At 74.0% G+C, this 20,468-nt stretch carries 16 protein-coding genes; 9 read left to right on the top strand and 7 right to left on the bottom strand.

The window, feature by feature from the left end:
- Positions 1-206: 206 nt before the first annotated feature.
- The 3 genes from BLW43_RS13095 to mdoH are packed head-to-tail and all read left to right on the top strand — an operon-like array spanning position 207 to position 5,511.
- Positions 207-1,742 (top strand): OpgD/OpgG family glucan biosynthesis protein, encoded by a 1,536-nt coding sequence (locus BLW43_RS13095; RefSeq protein WP_093254108.1) that lies wholly within the window; start codon positions 207-209, stop codon positions 1,740-1,742.
- Positions 1,739-3,319: an OpgD/OpgG family glucan biosynthesis protein gene (locus BLW43_RS13090; RefSeq protein WP_245731043.1), complete on the top strand. Its 1,581-nt coding sequence runs from the start codon at positions 1,739-1,741 to the stop codon at positions 3,317-3,319. The genes BLW43_RS13095 and BLW43_RS13090 overlap by 4 nt, the downstream gene beginning before the upstream one ends.
- Positions 3,316-5,511 (top strand): glucans biosynthesis glucosyltransferase MdoH, encoded by a 2,196-nt coding sequence (gene mdoH / locus BLW43_RS13085; protein ID WP_093254106.1) that lies wholly within the window; start codon positions 3,316-3,318, stop codon positions 5,509-5,511. The genes BLW43_RS13090 and mdoH overlap by 4 nt, the downstream gene beginning before the upstream one ends.
- A 371-nt stretch (positions 5,512-5,882) precedes the next feature.
- Here the strand turns inward: mdoH and BLW43_RS13080 are convergent, their stop codons facing one another.
- Entirely contained in the window at positions 5,883-6,710 is an 828-nt protein-coding gene (locus BLW43_RS13080; protein WP_093254104.1) for a sugar phosphate isomerase/epimerase family protein, read from the bottom strand.
- A 126-nt stretch (positions 6,711-6,836) separates the two neighbouring features.
- The gene (locus BLW43_RS13075; protein WP_093254103.1) at positions 6,837-7,985 is read right to left on the bottom strand and encodes an alpha-D-ribose 1-methylphosphonate 5-triphosphate diphosphatase; all 1,149 of its coding nucleotides are present in this window, start codon (positions 7,983-7,985) and stop codon (positions 6,837-6,839) included.
- A 194-nt stretch (positions 7,986-8,179) separates the two neighbouring features.
- Here BLW43_RS13075 and BLW43_RS13070 point away from each other — a divergent pair, with 194 nt between their 5' ends.
- The 5 genes from BLW43_RS13070 to BLW43_RS13050 all read left to right on the top strand — a co-directional run bounded on the left by BLW43_RS13070 (position 8,180) and on the right by BLW43_RS13050 (position 15,366).
- Entirely contained in the window at positions 8,180-9,394 is a 1,215-nt protein-coding gene (locus BLW43_RS13070) for an NAD(P)/FAD-dependent oxidoreductase (RefSeq protein ID WP_093254102.1), read from the top strand.
- The gene (locus BLW43_RS13065) at positions 9,391-10,599 is read left to right on the top strand and encodes an aminotransferase (protein WP_093254100.1); all 1,209 of its coding nucleotides are present in this window, start codon (positions 9,391-9,393) and stop codon (positions 10,597-10,599) included. Before BLW43_RS13070 ends, BLW43_RS13065 begins: the two co-directional genes overlap by 4 nt.
- A 113-nt stretch (positions 10,600-10,712) precedes the next feature.
- Positions 10,713-12,560, top strand: a complete 1,848-nt coding sequence (locus BLW43_RS13060) for a peptidylprolyl isomerase (protein ID WP_093254099.1) — start codon at positions 10,713-10,715, stop codon at positions 12,558-12,560.
- 3 nt (positions 12,561-12,563) lie between these two features.
- A complete protein-coding gene (trpE, locus tag BLW43_RS13055; RefSeq protein ID WP_093254097.1) occupies positions 12,564-14,075 on the top strand; it encodes an anthranilate synthase component I in 1,512 nt (503 codons plus the stop codon).
- Between the two features lie 112 nt (positions 14,076-14,187).
- Positions 14,188-15,366: an esterase-like activity of phytase family protein gene (locus BLW43_RS13050; protein ID WP_093254095.1), complete on the top strand. Its 1,179-nt coding sequence runs from the start codon at positions 14,188-14,190 to the stop codon at positions 15,364-15,366.
- A 21-nt stretch (positions 15,367-15,387) separates the two neighbouring features.
- Here BLW43_RS13050 and BLW43_RS13045 read toward each other — a convergent pair whose 3' ends face one another.
- The 4 genes from BLW43_RS13045 to BLW43_RS13030 form a co-directional block, all read right to left on the bottom strand.
- Positions 15,388-16,656, bottom strand: coding sequence for a class I SAM-dependent RNA methyltransferase (locus BLW43_RS13045; RefSeq protein ID WP_245731042.1), 1,269 nt, complete (start codon positions 16,654-16,656; stop codon positions 15,388-15,390).
- A 41-nt stretch (positions 16,657-16,697) separates the two neighbouring features.
- Positions 16,698-17,423, bottom strand: a complete 726-nt coding sequence (locus BLW43_RS13040) for a TlyA family RNA methyltransferase (protein WP_093254094.1) — start codon at positions 17,421-17,423, stop codon at positions 16,698-16,700.
- A gap of 4 nt (positions 17,424-17,427) precedes the next feature.
- Positions 17,428-18,411 carry a thioredoxin-disulfide reductase gene (trxB, locus tag BLW43_RS13035; RefSeq protein ID WP_093254093.1) on the bottom strand — a complete coding sequence of 328 codons (984 nt, stop codon included), beginning with the start codon at positions 18,409-18,411 and terminating at the stop codon, positions 17,428-17,430.
- Between the two features lie 61 nt (positions 18,412-18,472).
- Positions 18,473-19,489, bottom strand: a complete 1,017-nt coding sequence (locus BLW43_RS13030; protein ID WP_093254091.1) for a mitochondrial fission ELM1 family protein — start codon at positions 19,487-19,489, stop codon at positions 18,473-18,475.
- Positions 19,490-19,599: 110 nt separating this feature from the next.
- Between BLW43_RS13030 and BLW43_RS13025 the strand changes: the two genes are divergently transcribed.
- Complete coding sequence (locus tag BLW43_RS13025) at positions 19,600-20,100, top strand: Lrp/AsnC family transcriptional regulator (protein WP_093254090.1); 501 nt, start codon at positions 19,600-19,602, stop codon at positions 20,098-20,100.
- Between the two features lie 37 nt (positions 20,101-20,137).
- On the opposite strand, the gene BLW43_RS13020 is transcribed toward BLW43_RS13025, so the two are convergent.
- Complete coding sequence (locus tag BLW43_RS13020) at positions 20,138-20,434, bottom strand: hypothetical protein (protein ID WP_093254088.1); 297 nt, start codon at positions 20,432-20,434, stop codon at positions 20,138-20,140.
- Between the last annotated feature and the right edge of the window lie 34 nt (positions 20,435-20,468).

Below are 20,468 nucleotides of genomic sequence, written 5' to 3'. Positions count from 1 at the left end.
ATTATTGCCCAATTTTTGACAAATGTTAGGCGAGACGCAAGACCCGATCGTCAAAGTTGCTCCGCGCCACAATCCAGCCTCGCCTTCGCATTCAGCGCGCCGCATTGATTTTCTAAGCGGAACCAGTCTTCGCCTGGTTCGTTAACAAGCCTATAACTGCGCGCAAATCGGGCCCGAAACGGCAGCGAGTCGCAAGAAAGTTGACCATGGATCGCAGACGACTGCTTTTTGGCGCCCTCGCGCTCGCCGCGCCTTTCCCGAAAGGTCTCGCTGCGGCGGATCTCGGTCGTGCAACGCCGTTTTCGTTCGACGCGCTGATCGAGCAGGCCCGCTCGGCGTCGCGCGCCCCGTTTCAGCCGCCGGTCGCGCCGTCGCCCTCGGTGCTCGACAGGATCGACTACGATGCGCACTGGCGCATCAGGTTCCGCGACGCCGCGTCGGTCGGCCTGGCGCCGGGCGTGGACGCCCAGTTCTTCCACCTCGGCCGCTATGCGCGCGAGCCTGTCGCCGTCCATGTCGTGGAGGGCGGGTCGGCGCGGCGGCTTCGCTACGATCCGGCCATGTTCGACATGCCCGCCGACAGCCCGGCCCGAGAGATGGGCGCCGATGCGGGCTTCGCCGGCCTGCGGGTGATGCGGCCGGGGCTGGAGCCGGACTGGATCTCGTTTCTCGGCGCCTCCTACTTCCGGTGCGACGGGCCGCAGACGCAGTACGGCGTCTCGGCGCGCGGCCTCGCGGTCGACACGGGGCTTGCGCGGCCGGAGGAGTTTCCGCGCTTCAGCGCGTTCTGGCTGGCGGCCGGCGAGCGCGAGGGCGAAGACCTGACGATCTACGCGCTGCTGGACAGCCCCAGCGTGTCCGGCGCCTATCGCATCGGCGCGACGCGGGACGCCGGCTACGGTCAGCGCTGCGCGATCGACGCGCGCCTGTTCTTCAGGGAGGGCGTGGAGCGGCTCGGCGTGGCCCCGCTGACGTCGATGTACTGGTATTCCGAGACGAACCGATCCTCGTCGCCGGACTGGCGGCCGGAGGTCCATGACAGCGACGGCCTGGCGCTCTGGACCGGCTCGGGCGAGCGGCTCTGGCGGCCGCTGCGCAACCCCGCGCTCACCTCGACCGTCAGCTTCGTGGACGAGAACCCGCGCGGCTTCGGCCTGATCCAGCGCGACCGGCGCTTCGAGAGCTATCTCGACGACGGCGTGTTCTATCACCGCAGGCCGTCGGTCTGGACCGAGACGCGGGGGAACTGGGGCGGCGGGGCCGTGCAGCTGGTCGAAATCCCCACCGACGACGAGATCTTCGACAACATCGTCGCCTACTGGACGCCGTCACGCGCGCCGGCCGCCGGCGACGCGCTCTCCTTCGAGTACGATCTGCAATGGCGCGCGCGCGATCCCGCCCCCGAGGGTCTCGGGCGCGTCCGGGGCACCCATGTCGGCTGGGGCGGCGTGCCGGGACAGCCGAGGCCGCAGGGCGTGCGCAAGTATGTCGTCGAGTTCGAGGGCGGCGCGCTCGACGGCCTCGAGGACGGGGTGGAGCCGCATGTCGAGGCGCTGGGCGGCAGGGTGATCAACGCCTATGCGCACGCCGTCGTCGGCGCGACGGGGTGGCGGCTGATCTTCGACCTCGACGGCGCTTCGGAGCGTCCGGTCGAGCTGCGCGCCTATCTCGGCCGGGGCGGAGAGGCGCTCACCGAGACCTGGACGATGCTGGCCGACCACCGCGCGGTGCGCGAGGGATGAGGATTGCCGGGGAAGACCATGCCGGGCCCGGGCCTGCGTCGGGCCGCGCCCTGCGGCGGCGCGATTTTCTGGCCGCCGCCGCCGCCGCCGCCGCGGCGCCCGCCGCCATGGCGCAGGACAAGGCCGCGGAGAACCCGCCGGCCGACTACGAGGGCGTCGTAAACATGGCGCGGCGGCGGGCTGCGGCCGCCTTTCAGGAGCGGACCCAGACCCTGGCCGCGCCGTTTCGCGATCTCAGCTACGACGCCTACCGGGCCATACGCTTCCGGACCGAACGGGGCCTGTGGGTCGGCGAGCAGCGCGGCTTCACCGCCGACCTTCTGCCGCCGGGCTCGATCTACACCCAGCCGGTGAAGATCTTCGTGGTCGAGGACGGCGTCAGCCGCCCGCTCGATTTCGACGTCTCCGCGCTGAGCTTCGGCGAGGCCTATTTCGGCGCCGTCGCGCCAGACCCGCAGGCGATGGCGGGGCTGGCGTGGACCGGCTTCCGGCTGCGCTTTCCGCTCAACCGGCCCGAGTCGCAGGACGAGATCGCCGTCTTCCAGGGCGCCAGCTACTTCCGGGCGGTCGCGCGGGACCAGATCTACGGGCTCTCGGCGCGCGCGCTGGCGATCAGGACCGGCGCGCCCGGAGGCGAGGAATTCCCGGGCTTCACGCATTTCTGGCTGCACCGGCCCGAGCGCGACGCCTCGGCGCTCACGGTTCACGCGCTGCTCGACAGCCGCTCGGTCGCCGGGGCCTACGAATTCGTCGTGCGGCCGGGCGCCGAGACGACGATGGACGTGCGCTCGGCTCTGTTCCCGCGGGAGACGCTGGTGGAATACGGCCTCGCGCCGCTCACCTCGATGTACTTCTTCGGGCCGAAGGACAACCGCCGCGCGTCGGACTTCCGGGACGCCGTCCACGACAGCGAGGGGCTGCGGATGATCACCGGGTCGGGCGAGCGCGTCTGGCGGCCGCTCGCCAACCCGGCCGTGCTCCAGCTCTCCACCTTCGTGGACGAGAATCCGCGCGCTTTCGGCCTCGTCCAGCGGGAGCGCGGCTTCGCGCACTATCAGGACGCCGAGGCGCGCTACGACCTGCGCCCGAGCGCCTGGATCAAGCCGAGCGGCGAGTGGGGGCGCGGCGGCGTGCGGCTCGTGGAGATACCGACGCCAAACGAGTTCAACGACAACATCGTGGCCTTCTGGCGGCCTGACGCCCCGCTGGAGGCCGGCGGCGAGCAGCGCATCGACTATCGCCTCGTCTGGACCGGGCAGGTCGCCGATTCCGCGCCGCTGGCGCGGGTGGTGTCGACGCGCATCGGCGCCGCCGTCAACGCGCCGGACAAGCTGACGGTCGTGGTCGACTTCGATCTCGGCGAACGCGCGCTCGACGACCTGCGGCCCCGCGCGGAGGCGAGCCGCGGGCTGATCGAGAGCGTCACCCTGTCGCGACTGCCGACGGAGATGCGCGCCCGCGCGGCGATGATCGTCACGCCGCCCGACGACGGCGAGATCGAGTTCCGGCTGCAGCTTCTGGCGCCGGACGAGACCCCGGCCTCCGAGACCTGGCTCTATCGCTGGAGCGCGGCATGAGCCCCGCGGACGCAAGATCAGCCGACTTCGGCGGCCCCGACAGCCGCGGCGAGCTTGGGCCGACGCCGCCGGAGGCGCCGCTCGCGGCGCCCGAGCAGTCCCTGCGCAAGGCGCCTGCGGCGCGCTTCGGCGAGTCGCCGCGGCTGGTGCGCGCCGCGCGGGTGACGGCCTTCGGCGGCGCCGCGGTGCTGACGGGGATCGGCGCCTACCAGATGTGGCGGGTGTTCGACCCCGAGAGCGTCGGACTACCGCAGGCGGCGCTGCTCCTGCTGTTCGTGGCCACCTTCGGCTGGATCGCCTTCTCGGCGTGCTCCGCCTTTGCAGGGCTGCTGTTCGAGAGCCCTGCCCCGCGGCTGAAGCCTGCGCCCCTGACCAGCCGCACGGCGATCGTGATGCCGGTCTACAACGAGGATGCGGCGGCGAGCTTCGGGGCGCTGGCGGCCATGGCGCTCGGCGCGAGGCGCCTCGCGCCCGACGCGGATTTCGAGATATTCATCCTCTCCGACACGCGCGACGCCGACGCCTGGGTGCGCGAGACGACGGCCTTCGCCGCGCTGCGCGACCGCCTCGGCGGCGCTGCGCCCGTCTGGTGGCGGCGGCGCGAGCGCAATGTCGGGCGCAAGGCCGGCAACGTGCTCGACTTCGTGACGCGCTGGGGCGGGCGCTACGACTTCATGCTCGTGCTCGACGCCGACAGCGTCATGGCGCCCGAGACGGTCGTGGAGATGGCGCGGCGGATGCAGGCCGACCCCGGTCTCGGCCTGCTGCAGAGCGTGCCGCAGCTCGCCGGCGGCGCGACGCCCTTCGCCCGCCTCCAGCAGTTCGCCGGGGCGGTCTACGGGCCCGTGGTGGCGCGTGGCGTCTCGGCCTGGCAGGGCGAGGACGGCAACTACTGGGGCCACAACGCGATGATCCGCGTGCGCGCCTTCGCCGAAAGCGCGAGCCTGCCGGTGCTGGAGGGGCGCAGGCCCTTCGGCGGCCACATCCTCAGCCATGATTTCGTCGAGGCGGCGCTGATGCGGCGCGCGGGCTGGGCCGTGCGCATGGACGTCGATCTCGGCGGAAGCTGGGAGGGCGCGCCGCCCTCGCTGCTGGCCTCGGCGGTGCGCGACAGGCGGTGGGCGCAGGGCAACATGCAGCATCTCGCCGTGATCGGCGCGGCCGGCCTGCGCTGGCCCAACCGGGCGCACTTCGCCATCGGCGTCCTTTCCTACCTCATGTCGCCGATCTGGCTGGCGATGCTGGCCGTGGGCCTCGCGCTGACAGCGCAGGCGACGATGAGCGCGCCGGAGTACTTCCCGAGCGCCTTCCAGCTGTTTCCCGACTGGCCGCAGTTCGACGCCGAGCGGATGAAGCGGCTCTTTGTCGGCTCCATCGCCCTGCTGCTGCTGCCGAAGGCGCTGGGCCTGATCGAGGCGCTGGCCGACGGTCGGCGGCGGCGCGCGCTCGGCGGCGGACTGCGGGTGGTTGCGGGAGCCGCGGCGGAGATCGTGGTCTCCTCGCTCGCGGCGCCGGTGTCGATGCTGATGCAGTCGCGCCATGTCGTCGAGATCTTCGCAGGGCGCGACAGCGGCTGGGCGACGCAGGAGCGCGACGGCAAGGCGCTGCCGCTCGGCGCCGCGCTGGCCGCGCACGGGCTGCACTGCGCGGTCGGCGTCGCGCTGCTGGCGGCGGTGCTCTCGGCGCAGCCGGAGCTCGTGATCTGGCTTTCGCCGATCATCGCGGGCCTGATCGTCAGCCCCGCGCTGTCGCGGTTCAGCGGAGACCCGCGGCTCGACCGGCTTTTCGCCAGGGTCGGCCTGATGGACACGCCCGAGAGCCGGGAGCCGCCGGCGCTCTTCGGCGAGATCGAGCGGGAGACCGCCGCCCTGCGCGCGCGCGCCGCCGGTGGGCTCGCCGCCTTGCCGCGGGACGCGGCGCTGCTGCGCGCCCACGTCTCGGCGCTGCCGCAGCGGCGCAGGCCCGCCGATCAGGCCGAACGGATCGACGCGGCCACCGCGCGCGCGAAGCTCGCCGTCGCCGGGGCCGACAGCGCGGAGGCGTTCCTCGCCCTCCTGACGCCGCAGGAAAGGGCGGCGCTGGCGGGCGACCCCGCGCTGCTGGACGCCTTGGCGGACGCGTTCCCGAACCCGCGCGCAGACGCGTTCCCGTACGCCCACGACGACGGGCCAGAAACCCGTGCGGTGGCCTGAGCGAGGGTGGATCCTAGCGGCTTTCCCGAGCCGGCGCCGCAGCGCCTCCCGAATCGGCGAAGGTCGGGCGCGACGAGGCCAGCCCGGCGGCGCGGCGCCCGGGCGCTCAACGGCGGCCGACCACGCCGATGCAGCCCGACGTCACCCGCTCCAGTGCGGCCATGCTCGCGCCGCGCCCGATCCGGCCGGGCTTGGCGACGATGTCGAGACGGCCCTCGCCCGAGACGATCCCGGCGAGATGCGCGAGCGTCGGTTGCGTCGCCGGCGCTTCGCCGACGCCGCCGAACCGGCAAGACGGTCCGCCATCGCGGCGTCGTCCCCGCCGGGCCGGCGCCGCGGCCCTGCAAGAGGGTGCGACGGCTCGCCCGGCGTCAGACGGCGACGCCCATCGCCGCGAGGCGCGCGGCGGCGGGCGCGATCTCCGACGTGTCGCGCAGCTCCAGGTTCAGCCGCGGCTCGGCCCCGGTCTCGGCCAGCGCGGCGAAGATCGCGGCGAAGTTCACCGTACCCATGCCCGGCGCCCAGTGCCGGTCGGCGTAGCCGTCGGCGTCCTGCAGATGGACGTGGGCCAGCATGTCGCCGGCCGCGCGCACATAGTAGTCCACCGGCGGGGCGCCCGTCGCGACATGGGCGTAGTGCGCGTGGCCGGTGTCGATCGAGAGCTTCACGGCGGGGCTGCCGAAGGACTGCGCCAGCGACAGCCGGTCTCGCGGATCCTTGTCCTCGATGTTCTCGATGACGAAGACGACGCCGAGGGCCTCGGCGCGTTTCACGGCGGCGCCGATGCAGGCGTGGACCCGGTCGATCACCTGCGCGCGCGGCGCGCCGGCCATGTCGAGATTGTTGTGGTCCCATGTCGTGTAGGGGCTGTGGATGACGATCTGGTCGGCGCCGAGCGCGTCGGCGGCGTCCAGCGCCTGATCCATCCGCCGCGCGACAACGGCCCGCACGTCAGGATCCTGCGTCGCGATGGTGAAGCCCCAGAACGGCCCGTGGAGGCCGAGGCGGCCCTGCCACCCGCCGAGCAGCGCACGCGCCTCCGCGACGCGGCCGCGCCAGTCGCCGTTGAGCAGGTCGGCCTCGACGAAGTCCTGCAGTTCGAGGCTGCGTCCGCCCTCGGTCAGCCAGTCGAGATGCGCCGGCGCGTCGGCGAGCGGCATGCAGGCGCCCAGGGTCGGGCGGGGTCGGTTCGTGGTCATCGGCCTGATCCGGTGCGGGCGGGAGCGCCGCTCAGGGCGGCCGGGACAGACGCTAGCGCAGCTTCGTCACGGCGCCGTGACAGTCGCGGCGCCCGTCGCGCCCGGCCGGGCGCATGGCGGCGCAGCTCAGTCGGACCGCAGCGCGACCCGTCCGGCGACGACGGCGGCGGCGACCCTCGGCGCCTCCGGATCGTCGTCGTCGACCACGACGACGTCGGCCCGCATTCCGGGCGCGAGCGCGCCGCGGTCGGGCAGGCCGGCGGCCTGCGCCGCGTTGGCCGAGACCAGCGCCCAGGCGGACTCAAGCGGCAGGATCCCGTCCCGCGCGAGGCGGAACGCCGCCAGCAGGGGCGAGGGATAGTAGTAGTCGGACGCGAGCACGGTGCAGAGGCCTTCGGCCACGGCCGGACCGGCGTCGAGCATCCCGATATGGCTGCCGCCGCGCAGGACGTTCGGCGCGCCCAGCACCGTGTGCTCGCCCGCAGCCCGCGCCGCCGCGGCGGTCTCGCGGTTCATCGGAAACTCCGACGTCGCGGCGCCGAGGGCGCGGAAGCGCGCTCGCTCCTCGGGGCTGCGTTCGTCGTGGGCGAGCAGCACGGCGCCCGCCGACCGCGCGGCCGCCGCGACGCGGGCGACCGCGTCCGGCGTCTCCCCGCGCCGCGCCCAAACGCGTTCCAGCAAGGCGCGGTAGGCGGCTTCCGACACGCCGGCCCGCTCAGCGCTCTGGGGCAACTTCGCCTGGACATGGCCGCTCAGCATGGCGTTCGAGACGTGGTCGTTGAAGGCGAGGATCGGCGTCGGACGGCGGGCGAGCCATGTGAGCACCGTCTCGACCGCCTCGAGCGCGAAGACCTCCCAGCGGATGTGCAGGCGGGCGTCGCAAGCCAGCCGGCCGCGCAGCGCCTCCAGCCGCGCGGCGATCGCCGCAGCGCTTTCGAGGCTGCGCAGCCCCGGCTCCCACGAGACCGTGACGGCGTGAAAGGCGGTGGTGACGCCGTTCGCCAGCAGCTGCCGGTCGCTCTCCATCAGCGCGACGTCGAGCGGAAAGGAGGATTTCGGCCGCGGCGCGATCTGCCACTCGAAGGCGTCGCCGTGGATGTCGACGACGCCGGGCAGCACCAGCCGCCCGCAGGCGTCGAGGCGTGAGGCGCCCGCCGGCGCCCGACCCGTCCCGACGCCGACGACCCGATCTCCCGACAGCGCCAGATCGCCGGCGACGAAGCCGCCCGGCGTCAGCACGCGCCCGTCGGCGATCACCAGAGTGGTCTGCTCCAAGACGCCCTCCACCTCGGCGCCCGCGCGCCGCCCCGCTCTCAAGCGCGTCCTCGCTAGCGCGCCCGGACGAGGATGGCCATCGGCTGCGGCGTCGACCGCCGAGCCGCCCGCCCGCGAGGGCGCGGCCCGGCGGCCCGGTTGACGGGCGCGGCCGGGCGCCGCCTGATGGCGCCGCGGTGCGAGAAGGGGGCGGCATGGACGGGCGGATCGTCATAATCGGCGGCGGACAGGCCGGGCTGGAGATCGCCGCGACGCTGCGCGCCGAGGGGTTCGCCGGCGCGCTCGCGCTAGTCTGCGCCGAGCCAGCTCCGCCCTATCAGCGCCCTCCGCTCTCCAAGGCCTATCTGCTCGGCGAGATCGGGGCGGAGCGCCTGTGGCTCCGACCGCCGGCGTTCTACGCCGAGGCGGGGATCGACCTCATCCTCGGCGTCGCCGCCGTGGCGATCGACCGCGCCGGACGCAGGGTGCTGCTCGCCGACGGCCGCGCGCTGCCCTATGACCGGCTGGCCCTGGCCGGAGGCGCGGCGCCGCGCCGGCTGCCCGCGGCGATGGGCGGCGATCTCGCCGGCGTCCACACGGTGCGCGCGCTGGCCGACGTCGACGCCATGGCGCCGGCGATGGCGCCGGGCGCCCGCGCGCTCGTGGTGGGCGGGGGCTATATCGGGCTGGAGGCCGCGGCGGTCGCGCGCAAGCGGGGCATGGACGTGCGGCTCGTCGAGGCGGCGCCGCGCATCCTCGGCCGCGTCGCGCCCGGCGAGACCGCCGACTATTTCCGCGCGCTGCATCTCGGCCATGGCGTAGACCTGCGCGAGGGCGCGGCGCTGGGCGCGCTGGAGGGCGCGGGCGGGCGGCTGGTCGGCGCGCGCATGGCCGACGGCGAGACGTTCCCGGCCGACCTCGCCATCGTCGGCGTCGGCGTCGCGCCGGAGACGGCGCTCGCCGAAGCGGCCGGGCTCGCGGTGGAGAACGGCGTGGCGGCGGACGCCGCCTGCGCGACGTCCGACCCCGCCATCGTCGCCGCGGGCGACTGCGCCTCGTTCCCGTGGCGCGGACGGCGGGTGCGCCTTGAGTCGGTGCAGAACGCCATCGACATGGGCAAGGCCGCCGCCATGACGCTGCTCGGCCGCCCGGCGGTCTACGACCCGACGCCGTGGTTCTGGTCCGACCAGTACGACGTCAAGCTCCAGATCGCCGGGCTGTCGGACGGGCGCGACCGCGTCGTCGTCCGGCCCGGCGCGCGGCCCGGCGCGCAGTCGGTGTGGAGCTTCGCCGGCGACCGGCTGCTCTCGGTCGACGCGATGAACGACGCGCGCGCGTTCATGACCGCCAAGCGCTGGCTGGAGGCCGGCGTCTCGCCGGACGCCGCCCGCATCGCCGACCCCGCCTGCGACCTGAAGGACGCCGCATGACCGCCGCCGCATTCTCCCCCGCGCTGACAGCCACCGCAGAGCCGCCCGTGATGGCCGCGCGCGCCTGGATCGCGGGGCGCAGCTTTCCGCCCGAGACGCCGCTCATCAATCTCAGCCAGGCCGCGCCGGTCGATCCGCCGCCTCGGCCGCTGCGCGAGGCCATCGCCGAGGCGGCGCTGAACGACCCGCAGGCGCATCTCTACGGGCCGGTGCTGGGGCTGCCGGCGCTGCGCGAGGCGGTCGCCGAGCGGTGGTCGGCGCACTATCGCGCCGCCATCGCGCCAGAGGCCGTGGCGATCACGTCCGGCTGCAACCAGGCCTTCTGCGCCGCCGTGGCGACGCTGGCGGGCCCTGGCGACGAGGTGATCCTGCCCTCGCCCTGGTACTTCAACCATCGCATGTGGCTCGACATGGCGGGCGTGGTCACGCGGCCCCTGCCCTGCGACGAGGCCGGCCTGCCGAGCCCCGAGCGCGCCGCGGCGCTCATCGGCCCGCGCACCCGCGCCGTCGTGCTGGTCACGCCGAACAACCCCACCGGGGCTGAGTATACGGCGGGCCTGCTCGCGGCGTTCCGCGACCTCTGCGGCGAGCGTGGCCTCGCGCTGGTGCTGGACGAGACCTACCGCGACTTCCACTCCGGCGACGGCCCGCCGCACGACCTCTTCGCCGCGCCCGGATGGGGCGACACGGTGATCCAGCTCTACAGCTTCTCGAAGGTCTATCGCCTCACCGGCCACCGCGTCGGCGCGATGCTGGCCTCGCCGGCGCGGCTGGCGCAGGCGGAGAAGTTCCTCGACACGACGACCATCTGCCCCAACCAGCTCGGCCAGATCGCGGCGCTGGCCGGGATCAGGCGCATGGGCGACTGGGTCGCCGGCGAGCGGCTGGAGATCCTGCGCCGACGCGACGCGCTGCGGGACGGGTTCGCCGGGGAGCTTGGCGCAGGGCCGGGCGGCTGGCGGCTGCTCTCCTCGGGGGCCTACTTCGCCCATCTCGCGCACCCGTTCGACGCGCCGTCGGACGTCGTGGCGAAGGCGTTGGCGGACCGCGCCAACCTGCTCGTGCTGCCGGGGACGATGTTCAACCCGATGCGCGCGGAAGGCGGCGACGGGACCGCCGAGGCGACGCTGCGGCTCGCCTTCGCCAACGCCGACGCGGCGGGGCTGGCCGAGGTGCTGCGCCGGCTCGAGGCGTTCCGGCTCTGAGCCGCGCACGCCCGGCGCCGGGTCCGCCGCCCCCTGGTCCGCCGGCCCCCTCCCTTGCCGCGCAGGGCGGGCGCGCATAACGTCCGCGCCGCGCGAGATGGAGGGTTGGGCCGATGCTGGATTTGCTGCGCCGAGGCGTCAGGTCATGGGTGGCCAAGGTTCTGCTGGGGCTTCTGGTGGCGAGCTTCGCGGTGTGGGGCATCGGCGACATCGGCGGCGGCTTCTCCACGCGCGTCGCAACGGTGGGCGATCAGGCGATCGAGGCGAACCTCTACGCCCGCGTCATGCGCAACGAGCAGCAACGTTACGGGATCGACCCCGCCGATCTGCGCGCCTCCGGGCTGGACCGCTTCGTGCTGGCGCGGATGGTGCGCGAGGCGGCGCTGGCGGACGCAGCGTCGCGGCTCGGCGTCTCGGCCCCTGACGAGGCCATCGCGCGAGAGGCCCGCCAGCAACCCGCCTTCCAGGTCGCCGGCGCTTTCGACGCAGCGCAGTACCAGGCGACGGTGACGCGCGCCTATCCCTCCGTCGGGGCCTACGAGCAGACGGTGCGCGAGACCCTCGCCGCCGCGCAGATCATCGGCGCGGCGCAGGCGGGGGCGACGGCCCCGGCGCCGATGACCGACGCGATCCTGCGGCTGCGCGAGGAGAGCCGCCGCTTCGACGCGATCACGCTGCGCCGCGACGCGCTCGGCCTTGCGCCGCCCGAGCCCGACGACGCCGCGCTTCAGGCCCATCTCGACGCCAACGCCGAGGCGTTCGAGGCGCCGGAGCGGCGCGATGTCACATGGATCTCGATCGAGCCGGCGGCGCTGGCCGGCGATATCCCCGAAAGCGACCTGCGCGCGGCCTATGACGCCCAGCTGTCGCGGTTCTCAGAGCCGGCGACGCGCGCCATCGATCAGATCGTCTACGACACAAGCGCCGAGGCGGAGGCCGCCGCCGAGCGCGTGCGCTCGGGCGCGGCGGACTTCGACGCGCTGCTTGCGGAGAAGCGGCTGACGCGGGCGGACGCCGCCCTCGGCCCGGTCCGGCGCGACGACCTGTTCGACGCGCGCGGGGAGGCGGCGTTTGCGCTGGAGGCGCCCGGAGTCGCGGGTCCGGCGCAGACGGCGGGCGGCTTCGCCCTGCTCGACGTGACGCGGATCACGCCCGAGGACGTGACGCCGTTCGAGGCGGCGCGCAGTCTGCTCGCGGAGGAGATCGCGGCGGAGCGCGGCCGGCCGGAGGCCGACCGCATGGCGGAGGAGGTCGCCGACCTCGCCGCCGGCGGCGCGACGCTGGAGGAGATCTCCGCCGAACTCGGCCTGCCGCTCGGCGGCGACGCCTCGCTGCAGGCGGCCGGCGCGCCGGCAGACCTGCCCGGCGGACCCGAGGGCGCGCGCGCGCTGCGCGAGGAGGCGTTCGCCGCGTCGGTCGGCGAGGAGCGCGACCTCGTCCGCCTGCCCTCCGGCGGCTACGTCCTGGTGCGCGTGAACGCGGTGAAGCCCGCCGTCACGCCGCCGCTTGAGGCGATCCGCGACGCGGTCGCCGCGGACTGGCGACGCGCATGGGCCGTGGACGCCCTCGGCGAGGCCGCCGAGGCCGCCCGCGCCCGCATCGCCGGCGGCGAGACGCTGGAGGGCGTCGCCGACGACCTCGGCCTCGCCATCGAGCCGCTCGGCCCGATGCGCCGCGACGACCCCGACCCCCGGCTCGGCGAGGACGCCCGCGCCGCGCTCTTCGCCGCGCAGCCCGGCGCCGCGGCCGTCAGCGTCGCCGGCGCCTCGGCGACCGTCGCCGTGCTGCGCGAGATCATCCCGCCATCGGACCCTGCGGCGCGGGAGGCGCTGGCGCGCACGCTGGCCGCCTCGCTCGCCGCCGATCAGGTCGACTATCTCGGTCGCGCGCTCGAGGCGGAGGCCGGCGTCTCGATCAACCAGCAGGCGCTCGACGCGGCGCTGGCTCAGATCGGCGCCTGAGCCGTGGAGATCCGGCCCGGATTCGCGGATTTCGAGGTCGCCGCCGCGACCGGCGCCAACCAGGTGCTCTGGACGCGCATCGTCGCCGACCTCGATACCCCCGTTTCGCTGATGCTGAAGCTGGCCGAGGCGCGGGCCGACAGCTTTCTTCTGGAGAGCGTCACCGGCGGCGAGGTGCGCGGGCGCTACTCGATCATCGGCATGAAGCCCGACCTGATCTGGCGCTGCCGCGGCGAGACCGCCGAGATCAACCGCGCCGCGCGCTACGACCCCGACGCCTACGCGCCGGAGACGCTCGATCCGCTCGCCTCGCTGCGCGCGCTGCTGGCGGAAAGCCGCATCGATCTGCCCGACGGCATGCCGCCGATGGCCGCGGGCCTGTTCGGCTATTTCGGCTATGACATGGTGCGGCTGGTCGAGCGGCTGCCGGCGCCGAACCCCGACCCGCTGAACCTGCCCGACGCGGTGCTGATGCGACCCACGGTCGTCGCGGTGCTCGACACGGTGAAGGACGAGGTGACGCTCGTCGCGCCGGTGTGGGCGGCGAACGGCGAGCCCGCCCGCGCCGCCTACGCCCGCGCCGCGGAGCGCCTGTCCGACGCGCTCGACGCGCTCGACCGCGCGCCGGCGGCCGAGCGCGGCGCCGAGACGCCGCTCGCCGAGCCGCTGGAGCCGGTCTCCAACACCTCCGAGGACGCCTATCGCGCCATGGTGGTCAAGGCGAAGGAGTACATCGCCGCCGGCGACATCTTCCAGGTGGTGCCGTCGCAGCGCTGGACGACGCCCTTCGCGCCACCGCCCTTCGCGCTCTACCGCGCGCTGAGGCGCACCAACCCTTCGCCCTACATGTTCTTCTTCAACCTCGGCGACTTCCAGATCGTCGGCGCCAGCCCCGAGACGCTGGTGCGGGTGCGCGGCGACGTCGTCACCATCCGCCCCATCGCCGGCACGCGGCCCCGCGGCGCGACGCCGGAAGAGGATGCGCGGCTGGAGGCGGAGCTGCTCGCCGACCCCAAGGAGCGCGCCGAGCACCTCATGTTGCTCGACCTCGGCCGCAACGACGTCGGCCGGGTGGCTCAGGTCGGCACGGTGGACCCCAACGCCCAGTTCACCATCGAACGCTACAGCCATGTGATGCACATCGTCTCCAACGTCGACGGGCGGCTGCGGCCCGAGCATGACGCGCTCTCGGCGCTGCTGGCGGGGCTGCCCGCCGGCACCGTCTCGGGCGCGCCGAAGGTGCGGGCGATGGAGATCATCGACGAACTGGAGAGCGAGAAGCGCGGCGTCTACGCCGGGGGCGTGGGCTATTTCGGCGCCGGGGGAGACATGGACGTGTGCATCGCGCTGCGCACCGCCGTGCTCAAGGACGGGCGGATGCATGTGCAGGCCGGCGGCGGCGTGGTGCATGACAGCGACCCGGAGGCCGAACGCATGGAGACCGTCCACAAGGCCCGCGCCCTGATGCGCGCCGCCGAGGAGGCCGGCCGCTTCGCCGCGCGCGGGAACCGCTGAGCGTCTGTCACCGGTCCGTCTCGCTCGCGTGGCCGCAGCGTCGCACAACGGCGTTAACCAACTCCCGATTGCGCGCCGCGCCGGCGCGCACAACCCTGTCGGGAGTTCCGCCATGCGCGTCTTCGTTCTCGCCGCCGTCGCCGCCATCGCGGCGGGCTCCGCCGCCGCCGCGCCGCTCTCGCTGCGCCTGATCGGCACGCAGGAAATCGCGACGGGCTTTCTGTTCGAGGGCGTCGAGTTCGGCGGCGTCTCGGGGCTAGACCGTCTGGCGGACGGCCGCTTCATCGCGCTTTCCGACGATCGCGGCGGCGAGCGCGGCGCACCCCGCTTCTACACGATGAACCTCGACATCGACGCGAGCGGCTTTCACGCCGCGACGATCGAGAGCCAGACCTTCCTGCGCCGGCCCGACGGGACGCAGTTCCCCTCCGACCAGCGCACGGTCGACCCTGAGGGTGTCCGCGTGGCGCCGAACGGCAACCTCTACGTCTCGAGCGAGGGCAATTTCAGCGCGAACCCGGACGCGCTGTTCCAGCCCTTCGTGCGCGAGATGACGCTCGATGGCGGCTTCGTGCGGGAGTTCGACACGCCCGCGCAGTTCGACTACGTCGACAACGCCACCACTGGAGGCCGCTCCAACAAGCTGTTCGAGGCCCTCGCCGTCACGCCGGACGGGCATGTGTTCACCGCCAACGAGGACGCGCTGATCCAGGACGGCCCGATCACCAGCATCACGAACGGCAGCGTCGTTCGCGTCACCAAGCTGGACCCGGTCTCCGGCGGCGCCGTCGCGCAATACGCCTACGCGCTGCCGCCGATCCCGGTGGACGCGGCGCCCGGCGCCCCCTTCGGCCCCGACAACGGCCTGCCGGAGTTGCTCGCGCTCGACGACGACAGCTTCATCGCCGTCGAGCGCGCCTTCGCCTTCGGCGTCGGCAACACCATCCGGCTGACGCTGACGGAGTTCGACGCCGCGACGACCGACATCCTCGGCGTCGACAGCCTGATCGACGCCGCCTACACGCCGATGTCGCGCGAGCTGCTGCTGGAGATGGCGCTCGTCTTCGAAGGCGTGACGCTCGACAACATCGAGGCCGCGGCCTGGGGGCCGATGCTCGACAACGGCTCCAAGACGCTGGTGCTCGCCGCCGACAACAATTTCAGCGCCGCCCAGCGCACGCTGTTCATGGCGTTCGAGGTGGCGCCGGCGCCGATCCCGCTGCCCGCGGCGGTCTGGCTGATGCTGGCGGGCCTCGGCGCGCTCGGCGCGGCGGCGCGACGCGGGCGCTGAGCCGCCCGACGGCGGCGGCCCTCACCCGCGGGTGAAGGCCGCCGCGAGTTCGACATGGGGCGACCAGCGGAACTGATCCACCGGCTGCACCCATTCCAGCCGCCAGCCGCCGTCGACGAGCGTGCGGGCGTCGCGTGCGAAGGTGGCGGGGTTGCAGCTTGCGGCGGCGATGCGCGTGGGTCCGCCGCGTCCGCGCGGCAGCGCCAGTTGCGCCGCCTGCGCCGCGGCCCCGGCGCGGGGCGGGTCGAACACGACGGCGTCGTAGCCGCCAAGTTCGGCGGGGCGCAGGGGGCGGCGGTCGAGGTCGCGCGCCTCGGTGCTGACCGTGCGCAGGCCCTTCGCCAGCCGCCAACCGGCGTCGAGCGCGGCCAGCGCCGCCGCGCTCTCCTCCACCGCGTGGGTCGTGGCCCGGGCCGCGAGCGGGAGCGTGAAAGTTCCGGAGCCCGCATAGAGGTCGGCGACGCGCGGCGCGTCTCCCACCGCCTCCAGAACCGCGGCGACGAGCGCCGCCTCCCCCTCGGCGGTCGCCTGCAGGAAGCCGTCCGGCGGCGGCGTGACGAGCGCCGCCCCGAAGCGCTGGAAGGGCGGGCGGCGGTCGGCCACCGGCTCGCCGTTGTAGGTGAGGCGCGCGAAGTCCGCCGCCTCGGCCATGGCGGCGAGCGTCGCGCGCAGGGCCGCATCGAGCGGCTTCTGGCCCGAGAGCGCGACGTCGAGCCCCGCCTCGGCGTCCGTGGCCGCGACGCGCGCCTCGCCGGAGCGCGACGCGACATGGCCCACCATCTCGCGCAGCGCCGGCAGCGCGGCGACGATCGCGCCGCGCGCCACGGGGCACTCGGAGACGGGCGTCACCGCGGCGTCGGCGCGGCCATGAAAGCCGAGCAGCGTGGTCTTCTTCGTCCGCCGCCCGCTCAGCGCGACGCGCCGGCGCGAGCCCGGGGGCGAGACCGCGATGGGGCGGATGGGCGCTTCGAGCCCCTGGGAGGCGAGCGCCGCCGCCGCCATCGCGGTCTTCCACCGGGCGAGCAGGTCGTCGCCGGCGTGCTGGGTCGCGCAGCCGCCGCAGGCGCCGAAGTGCCGGCAGGCCGGAACGACGCGCTCCGGCGCGGCGACGAGGATCGCGACATCCTCCAGCCGCTCGCCCTCGCGCCGCCCGCGAACCATCTCTCCGGGCAGGGCGCCGGCGACGTAGAGCGGGCCGGAGGGCGTGTCCGCGACGCCGTCGCCGAGGTGGCCGAGGCGGTCGATGGCGACGTCGATGGGGGCGATCTCGATGGGGTCCGGGTCGGTCATGGGGCTGCGTTAGCGCCGCGCAGGCCCTCCGTCGAGGGGCGTCAGCGGCGCCGCGCCGCGACGAGGAACTCCACGTTGCCGTCGCCGCCGGCGATGGGGCTCTCGGTCAGCCCGATGGGCGGCCAGCCCGAGGCGGCGAGGAAGGCCGAGACGCGCGCGCAGGCAGCCTCCCGCGCAGCCGGGTCGCGCACGACGCCCCCGCGGCCGACTGCGGCGCGGCCGGCCTCGAACTGCGGCTTCACCAGCGCCACCAGCGTCGCGCCGGGCGTGACGCCCCGCGCCAGCGCCCGCGGCAGCGCCAGCGTCAGCGAGATGAAGGAGACGTCGGCGACGATCCAGCTCACCACCGGCACGAGATCCTCCGGCATGTCGCGCGCGTTCACGCCTTCGATGGAGGTTACGCGCGGATCCTGCGCCAGCGCCGGCGCAAGCTGGCCGTGGCCGACGTCAAGCGCCCAGACATGGGCGGCGCCGCGCGCCAGCAGCGCCTGGGTGAAGCCGCCGGTGGAGGCGCCGACGTCCAGCGCGCGCGCTCCTGTCGGGTCGAGCCCGAAGACGTCGAGCCCGTGCAGCAGCTTCAGCGCGCCCCGCCCGACCCACGGCGAGGCCGGGCCGCTCAGCGCGACTTCGGCGCCGTCGCCGGTGGCCTGGGAGGCGCGTCGGGCCGGCGCGCCGTCTACGCTCACGAGGCCCTCGGCGATCAGCGCCTGCGCCCTGGCGCGCGAGCCCGCCAGCCCCAGCGCGACGAGGCGCTGGTCGAGCCGCAAGCCGCTATTCCGCCGCCTGCGAAGCGGTCTCGGCGGGCGGCGCGCCGGCGTCGAGCGCGGACAGGAACTTCTCCGCCTCCAGCGCCGCCATGCAGCCCATGCCGGCCGAGGTCACCGCCTGCCGGAACACGTGGTCGGTCACGTCGCCGGCCGCGAAGACGCCGGGAATGGCGGTGGCGGTCGAGAAGCCCTGCGTCTTCACATAGCCGCCATGGTGCAGTTCGAGCTGGTCGGCGACGAGGCCGGAGGCCGGCGCGTGGCCGATGGCGATGAAGACGCCGTCCACCGAGATCTCGCGCGTCTCGCCGCCACGGGCGTCGCGCAGGCGCAGGCCGGTGACGCCGGCGGGGTCGCCGCCGCCCAGCACCTCGTCAACCGCGTGGTTCCAGATCACCTCGATCTTCGGGTGCCTGAACAGCCGGTCCTGCAGGATCTTCTCCGCGCGCAGGCTGTCGCGCCGGTGCACCAGCGTCACCTTGCTGGCGTGGTTGGTGAGATAGAGCGCCTCCTCCACGGCGGTGTTGCCGCCGCCGATCACCGCGACCTGCTTGCCGCGATAGAAAAAGCCGTCGCAGGTGGCGCAGGCCGAGACGCCGAAGCCCTTGAACTTCTCCTCCGACGGCAGGCCGAGCCAGCGCGCCTGCGCCCCGGTCGCGAGGATGACCGCGTCGGCCAGATAGACCGCCCCGCCATCACCGACCGCGCGGAACGGCCGCTGCGAGAGGTCGAGCGACGTGACGATGTCGGTGACGATCTCGGTTCCGACCGCCTGCGCATGGGCCTCCATGCGCTGCATCAGGTCCGGCCCCATCACCATCGCGTCGCCGGGCCAGTTCTCGACCTCGGTGGTGATGGTGAGCTGGCCGCCGGGCTGGATGCCCTGCACGAGCACCGGCGACAGCATCGCGCGCGCCGCATAGACCGCCGCCGTGTAGCCCGCCGGCCCGGAGCCGATGATGAGCACCCGCGCGCGCTTTTCCCCAGCCATGCCGCTCTCCCGATCCTGGGCGTCCGCAGCCGGACGCCACCTTTCCGGCCGTCGCGCCTATTTAGGCGGGCGCGAGCAGCGCCGCCACCCTCTCCGCCGCCCGGTCGGCCTCGCGCAGCGGCGCATAGCGCCAGCGCGCGAACTCGCCGGTGAAGGGCCGCGACGCGCCAGCCGCCCGCAGCGCCGCGTGGAAGCGCGAAAGCTTCGGCGCCACGCGATCCACCGGGCTGATGAACAGCGGCTTGCCCACGGTCGCCGCCTCGGAGGCCATGTTGACCGAATCCTCGGTCGCAACGACGGCGTCGGCGAGCGCGAGGATCGCCGGATAGGGGTTGTCGCCGACGCCGGGCCAGATCCAGCCGCCGAGCCCGCCCACGGCGTCCGCAAGCCTGTCCACCACGGCGCGCGGCGTGCGGCGCGACGGCGTGATCATCAGGCCGGCGCCGTCCACGGCCAGCCGGGCGAGCCCGTCGCCAAGCCGCTCCAGCGCCTGCGCGCCGAAGGCCGCCGAGCGGCTCGGCCCGCCGACCAGCACGGCTATGCGGGGTCTAGGCAGATGGCCGAGCCGCCGCTCCCATGCCGCTGCCTCGCGTTGCAGCGCGGCGGCGTCGAGGTCGTTCAGGGCGCCGAGCGTCTCCAGCACGTTGGCGCCCCTGAGCCCGTCATGCGCCGGCGCCACAACGGCGTCGAACGCCGCCAGCCGCATCTGCGGGTTGAGCACCTGCGCCGTGCGCACCGCCGCGCCGCTCGCGCGGCCGAGCGCGCCGAGCGCCGCCACGATCGGCGCCGAACGACGCCCCGCGCCGACCGCCAGCGCCGGCCAGGGCGGCTTGAAAGGCGCGGCGTCCTCAAGCGCGGAGAACGGCCACCCGCCGGGCCGCGCGCCGCCGAGCGGCCACAGAAACGCCGGAAGGCGGTCGTACGGTCGACGAGGCGTTGTCAGCAGCTCGCAGACCTCGCCGCCCGTGCGTCGCGCCACGGCCAGCGCCAGCGCCCGGGCCTGACGCGCGTTGCCGGCTGACCCATCGCTGAGCGACCAGATCGCGGGACGCCCGCCTTTTGCGCAGTCGGTTTCCATTTGTTTCTCGTATGAGCAACATTATTGCACCAACGCCGCCGCCCCGGTAATAGGGTCACGTCCCGTCGCGGCGTGCATCGGCGCACGCCCACATTAACCTTGGAACGAGCATGAGCGTCGGCAAACTCGACCCGATCGACCGAAAAATTCTCGCCGAGTTGCAGGCGGACGGGCGAATGACCAACGTGGAGCTCTCGCGCCGCGTGGGCATCTCGGCGCCGCCCTGCCTTAGACGGGTGCGCGCTCTCGAGGAAGGGGGCCTGATCAGAGGCTATCACGCGCGGGTCGATTCGCGGATGCTGGGCTTCGAGGTGATGGTGTTCGCGATGGTCGGCCTTCAGAAGCAGGCGGAGGCCGACCTCGTCGCCTTCGAGGGGCTTTGCCGGAGCTGGCCGCTGGTGCGCGAGTGCCACATGCTCAACGGCGAGATCGATTTCCTGCTGAAGTGCGTCGCGCCGGACCTCTCAGCCTTCCAGTCCTTTCTGACCGGAAGCCTGACTTCGGCGCCCAACGTGGCGAGCGTGAAGACCTCGCTGGTGATTCGGCCGTCCAAGCAGGAGCCGGGCGTGCCGTTCGACGTGCTGGAGGCCCGCGCCGCCGCCGAGTCCTGAGACGCCGGCGGCCGCGCGGGGAGGAGGGCCTGCGCGGTCAGCGCGTGACGAGGGCCGCCCGCATCACCGCGGTCAGATCGACGCCGCCCTGATCGTAGGCGTCGCGAGCGCCTGCGATGGGCAGCACGCCGGTGACGATGGCGGCGCTCGCCTGGGCGCTCTTCGGCGCCGGGGCCTCGACGGCGAGGCGCTGCGGCGCGGCGATCACCGCGTAGGCCTCGGCGGCGCCGCCGATGGGCGAGTTGCCGGTGAGCGCGGCGGGACCGGCAAGGGCGGCGCCGGCGGCGGCGATTGCGAGAACGGCGGCGCTCAAGGTCTGTGAAATGCGGATCATCGTCTCAGTCTCCTGTTCGGTGGCAGCGCCGCAG

This window comes from Rubrimonas cliftonensis, assembly GCF_900107585.1.
GTDB lineage: Bacteria > Pseudomonadota > Alphaproteobacteria > Rhodobacterales > Rhodobacteraceae > Rubrimonas > Rubrimonas cliftonensis.
Note: the sequence above shows the minus strand (reverse complement) of the source record. Positions and strands in the feature narration are given on the sequence as shown.

Coding starts and splice junctions, on each gene's coding strand:
- BLW43_RS13095 (WP_093254108.1), top strand. CDS start 207: ATGGATCGCAGACGACTGCTTTTTGGCGCCCTCGCGCTCGCCGCGCCT.
- BLW43_RS13090 (WP_245731043.1), top strand. CDS start 1,739: ATGAGGATTGCCGGGGAAGACCATGCCGGGCCCGGGCCTGCGTCGGGC.
- mdoH (WP_093254106.1), top strand. CDS start 3,316: ATGAGCCCCGCGGACGCAAGATCAGCCGACTTCGGCGGCCCCGACAGC.
- BLW43_RS13080 (WP_093254104.1), bottom strand. CDS start 6,710: ATGACCACGAACCGACCCCGCCCGACCCTGGGCGCCTGCATGCCGCTC.
- BLW43_RS13070 (WP_093254102.1), top strand. CDS start 8,180: ATGGACGGGCGGATCGTCATAATCGGCGGCGGACAGGCCGGGCTGGAG.
- BLW43_RS13065 (WP_093254100.1), top strand. CDS start 9,391: ATGACCGCCGCCGCATTCTCCCCCGCGCTGACAGCCACCGCAGAGCCG.
- BLW43_RS13060 (WP_093254099.1), top strand. CDS start 10,713: ATGCTGGATTTGCTGCGCCGAGGCGTCAGGTCATGGGTGGCCAAGGTT.
- BLW43_RS13050 (WP_093254095.1), top strand. CDS start 14,188: ATGCGCGTCTTCGTTCTCGCCGCCGTCGCCGCCATCGCGGCGGGCTCC.
- BLW43_RS13045 (WP_245731042.1), bottom strand. CDS start 16,656: ATGACCGACCCGGACCCCATCGAGATCGCCCCCATCGACGTCGCCATC.
- trxB (WP_093254093.1), bottom strand. CDS start 18,411: ATGGCTGGGGAAAAGCGCGCGCGGGTGCTCATCATCGGCTCCGGGCCG.
- BLW43_RS13030 (WP_093254091.1), bottom strand. CDS start 19,489: ATGGAAACCGACTGCGCAAAAGGCGGGCGTCCCGCGATCTGGTCGCTC.
- BLW43_RS13025 (WP_093254090.1), top strand. CDS start 19,600: ATGAGCGTCGGCAAACTCGACCCGATCGACCGAAAAATTCTCGCCGAG.
- BLW43_RS13020 (WP_093254088.1), bottom strand. CDS start 20,434: ATGATCCGCATTTCACAGACCTTGAGCGCCGCCGTTCTCGCAATCGCC.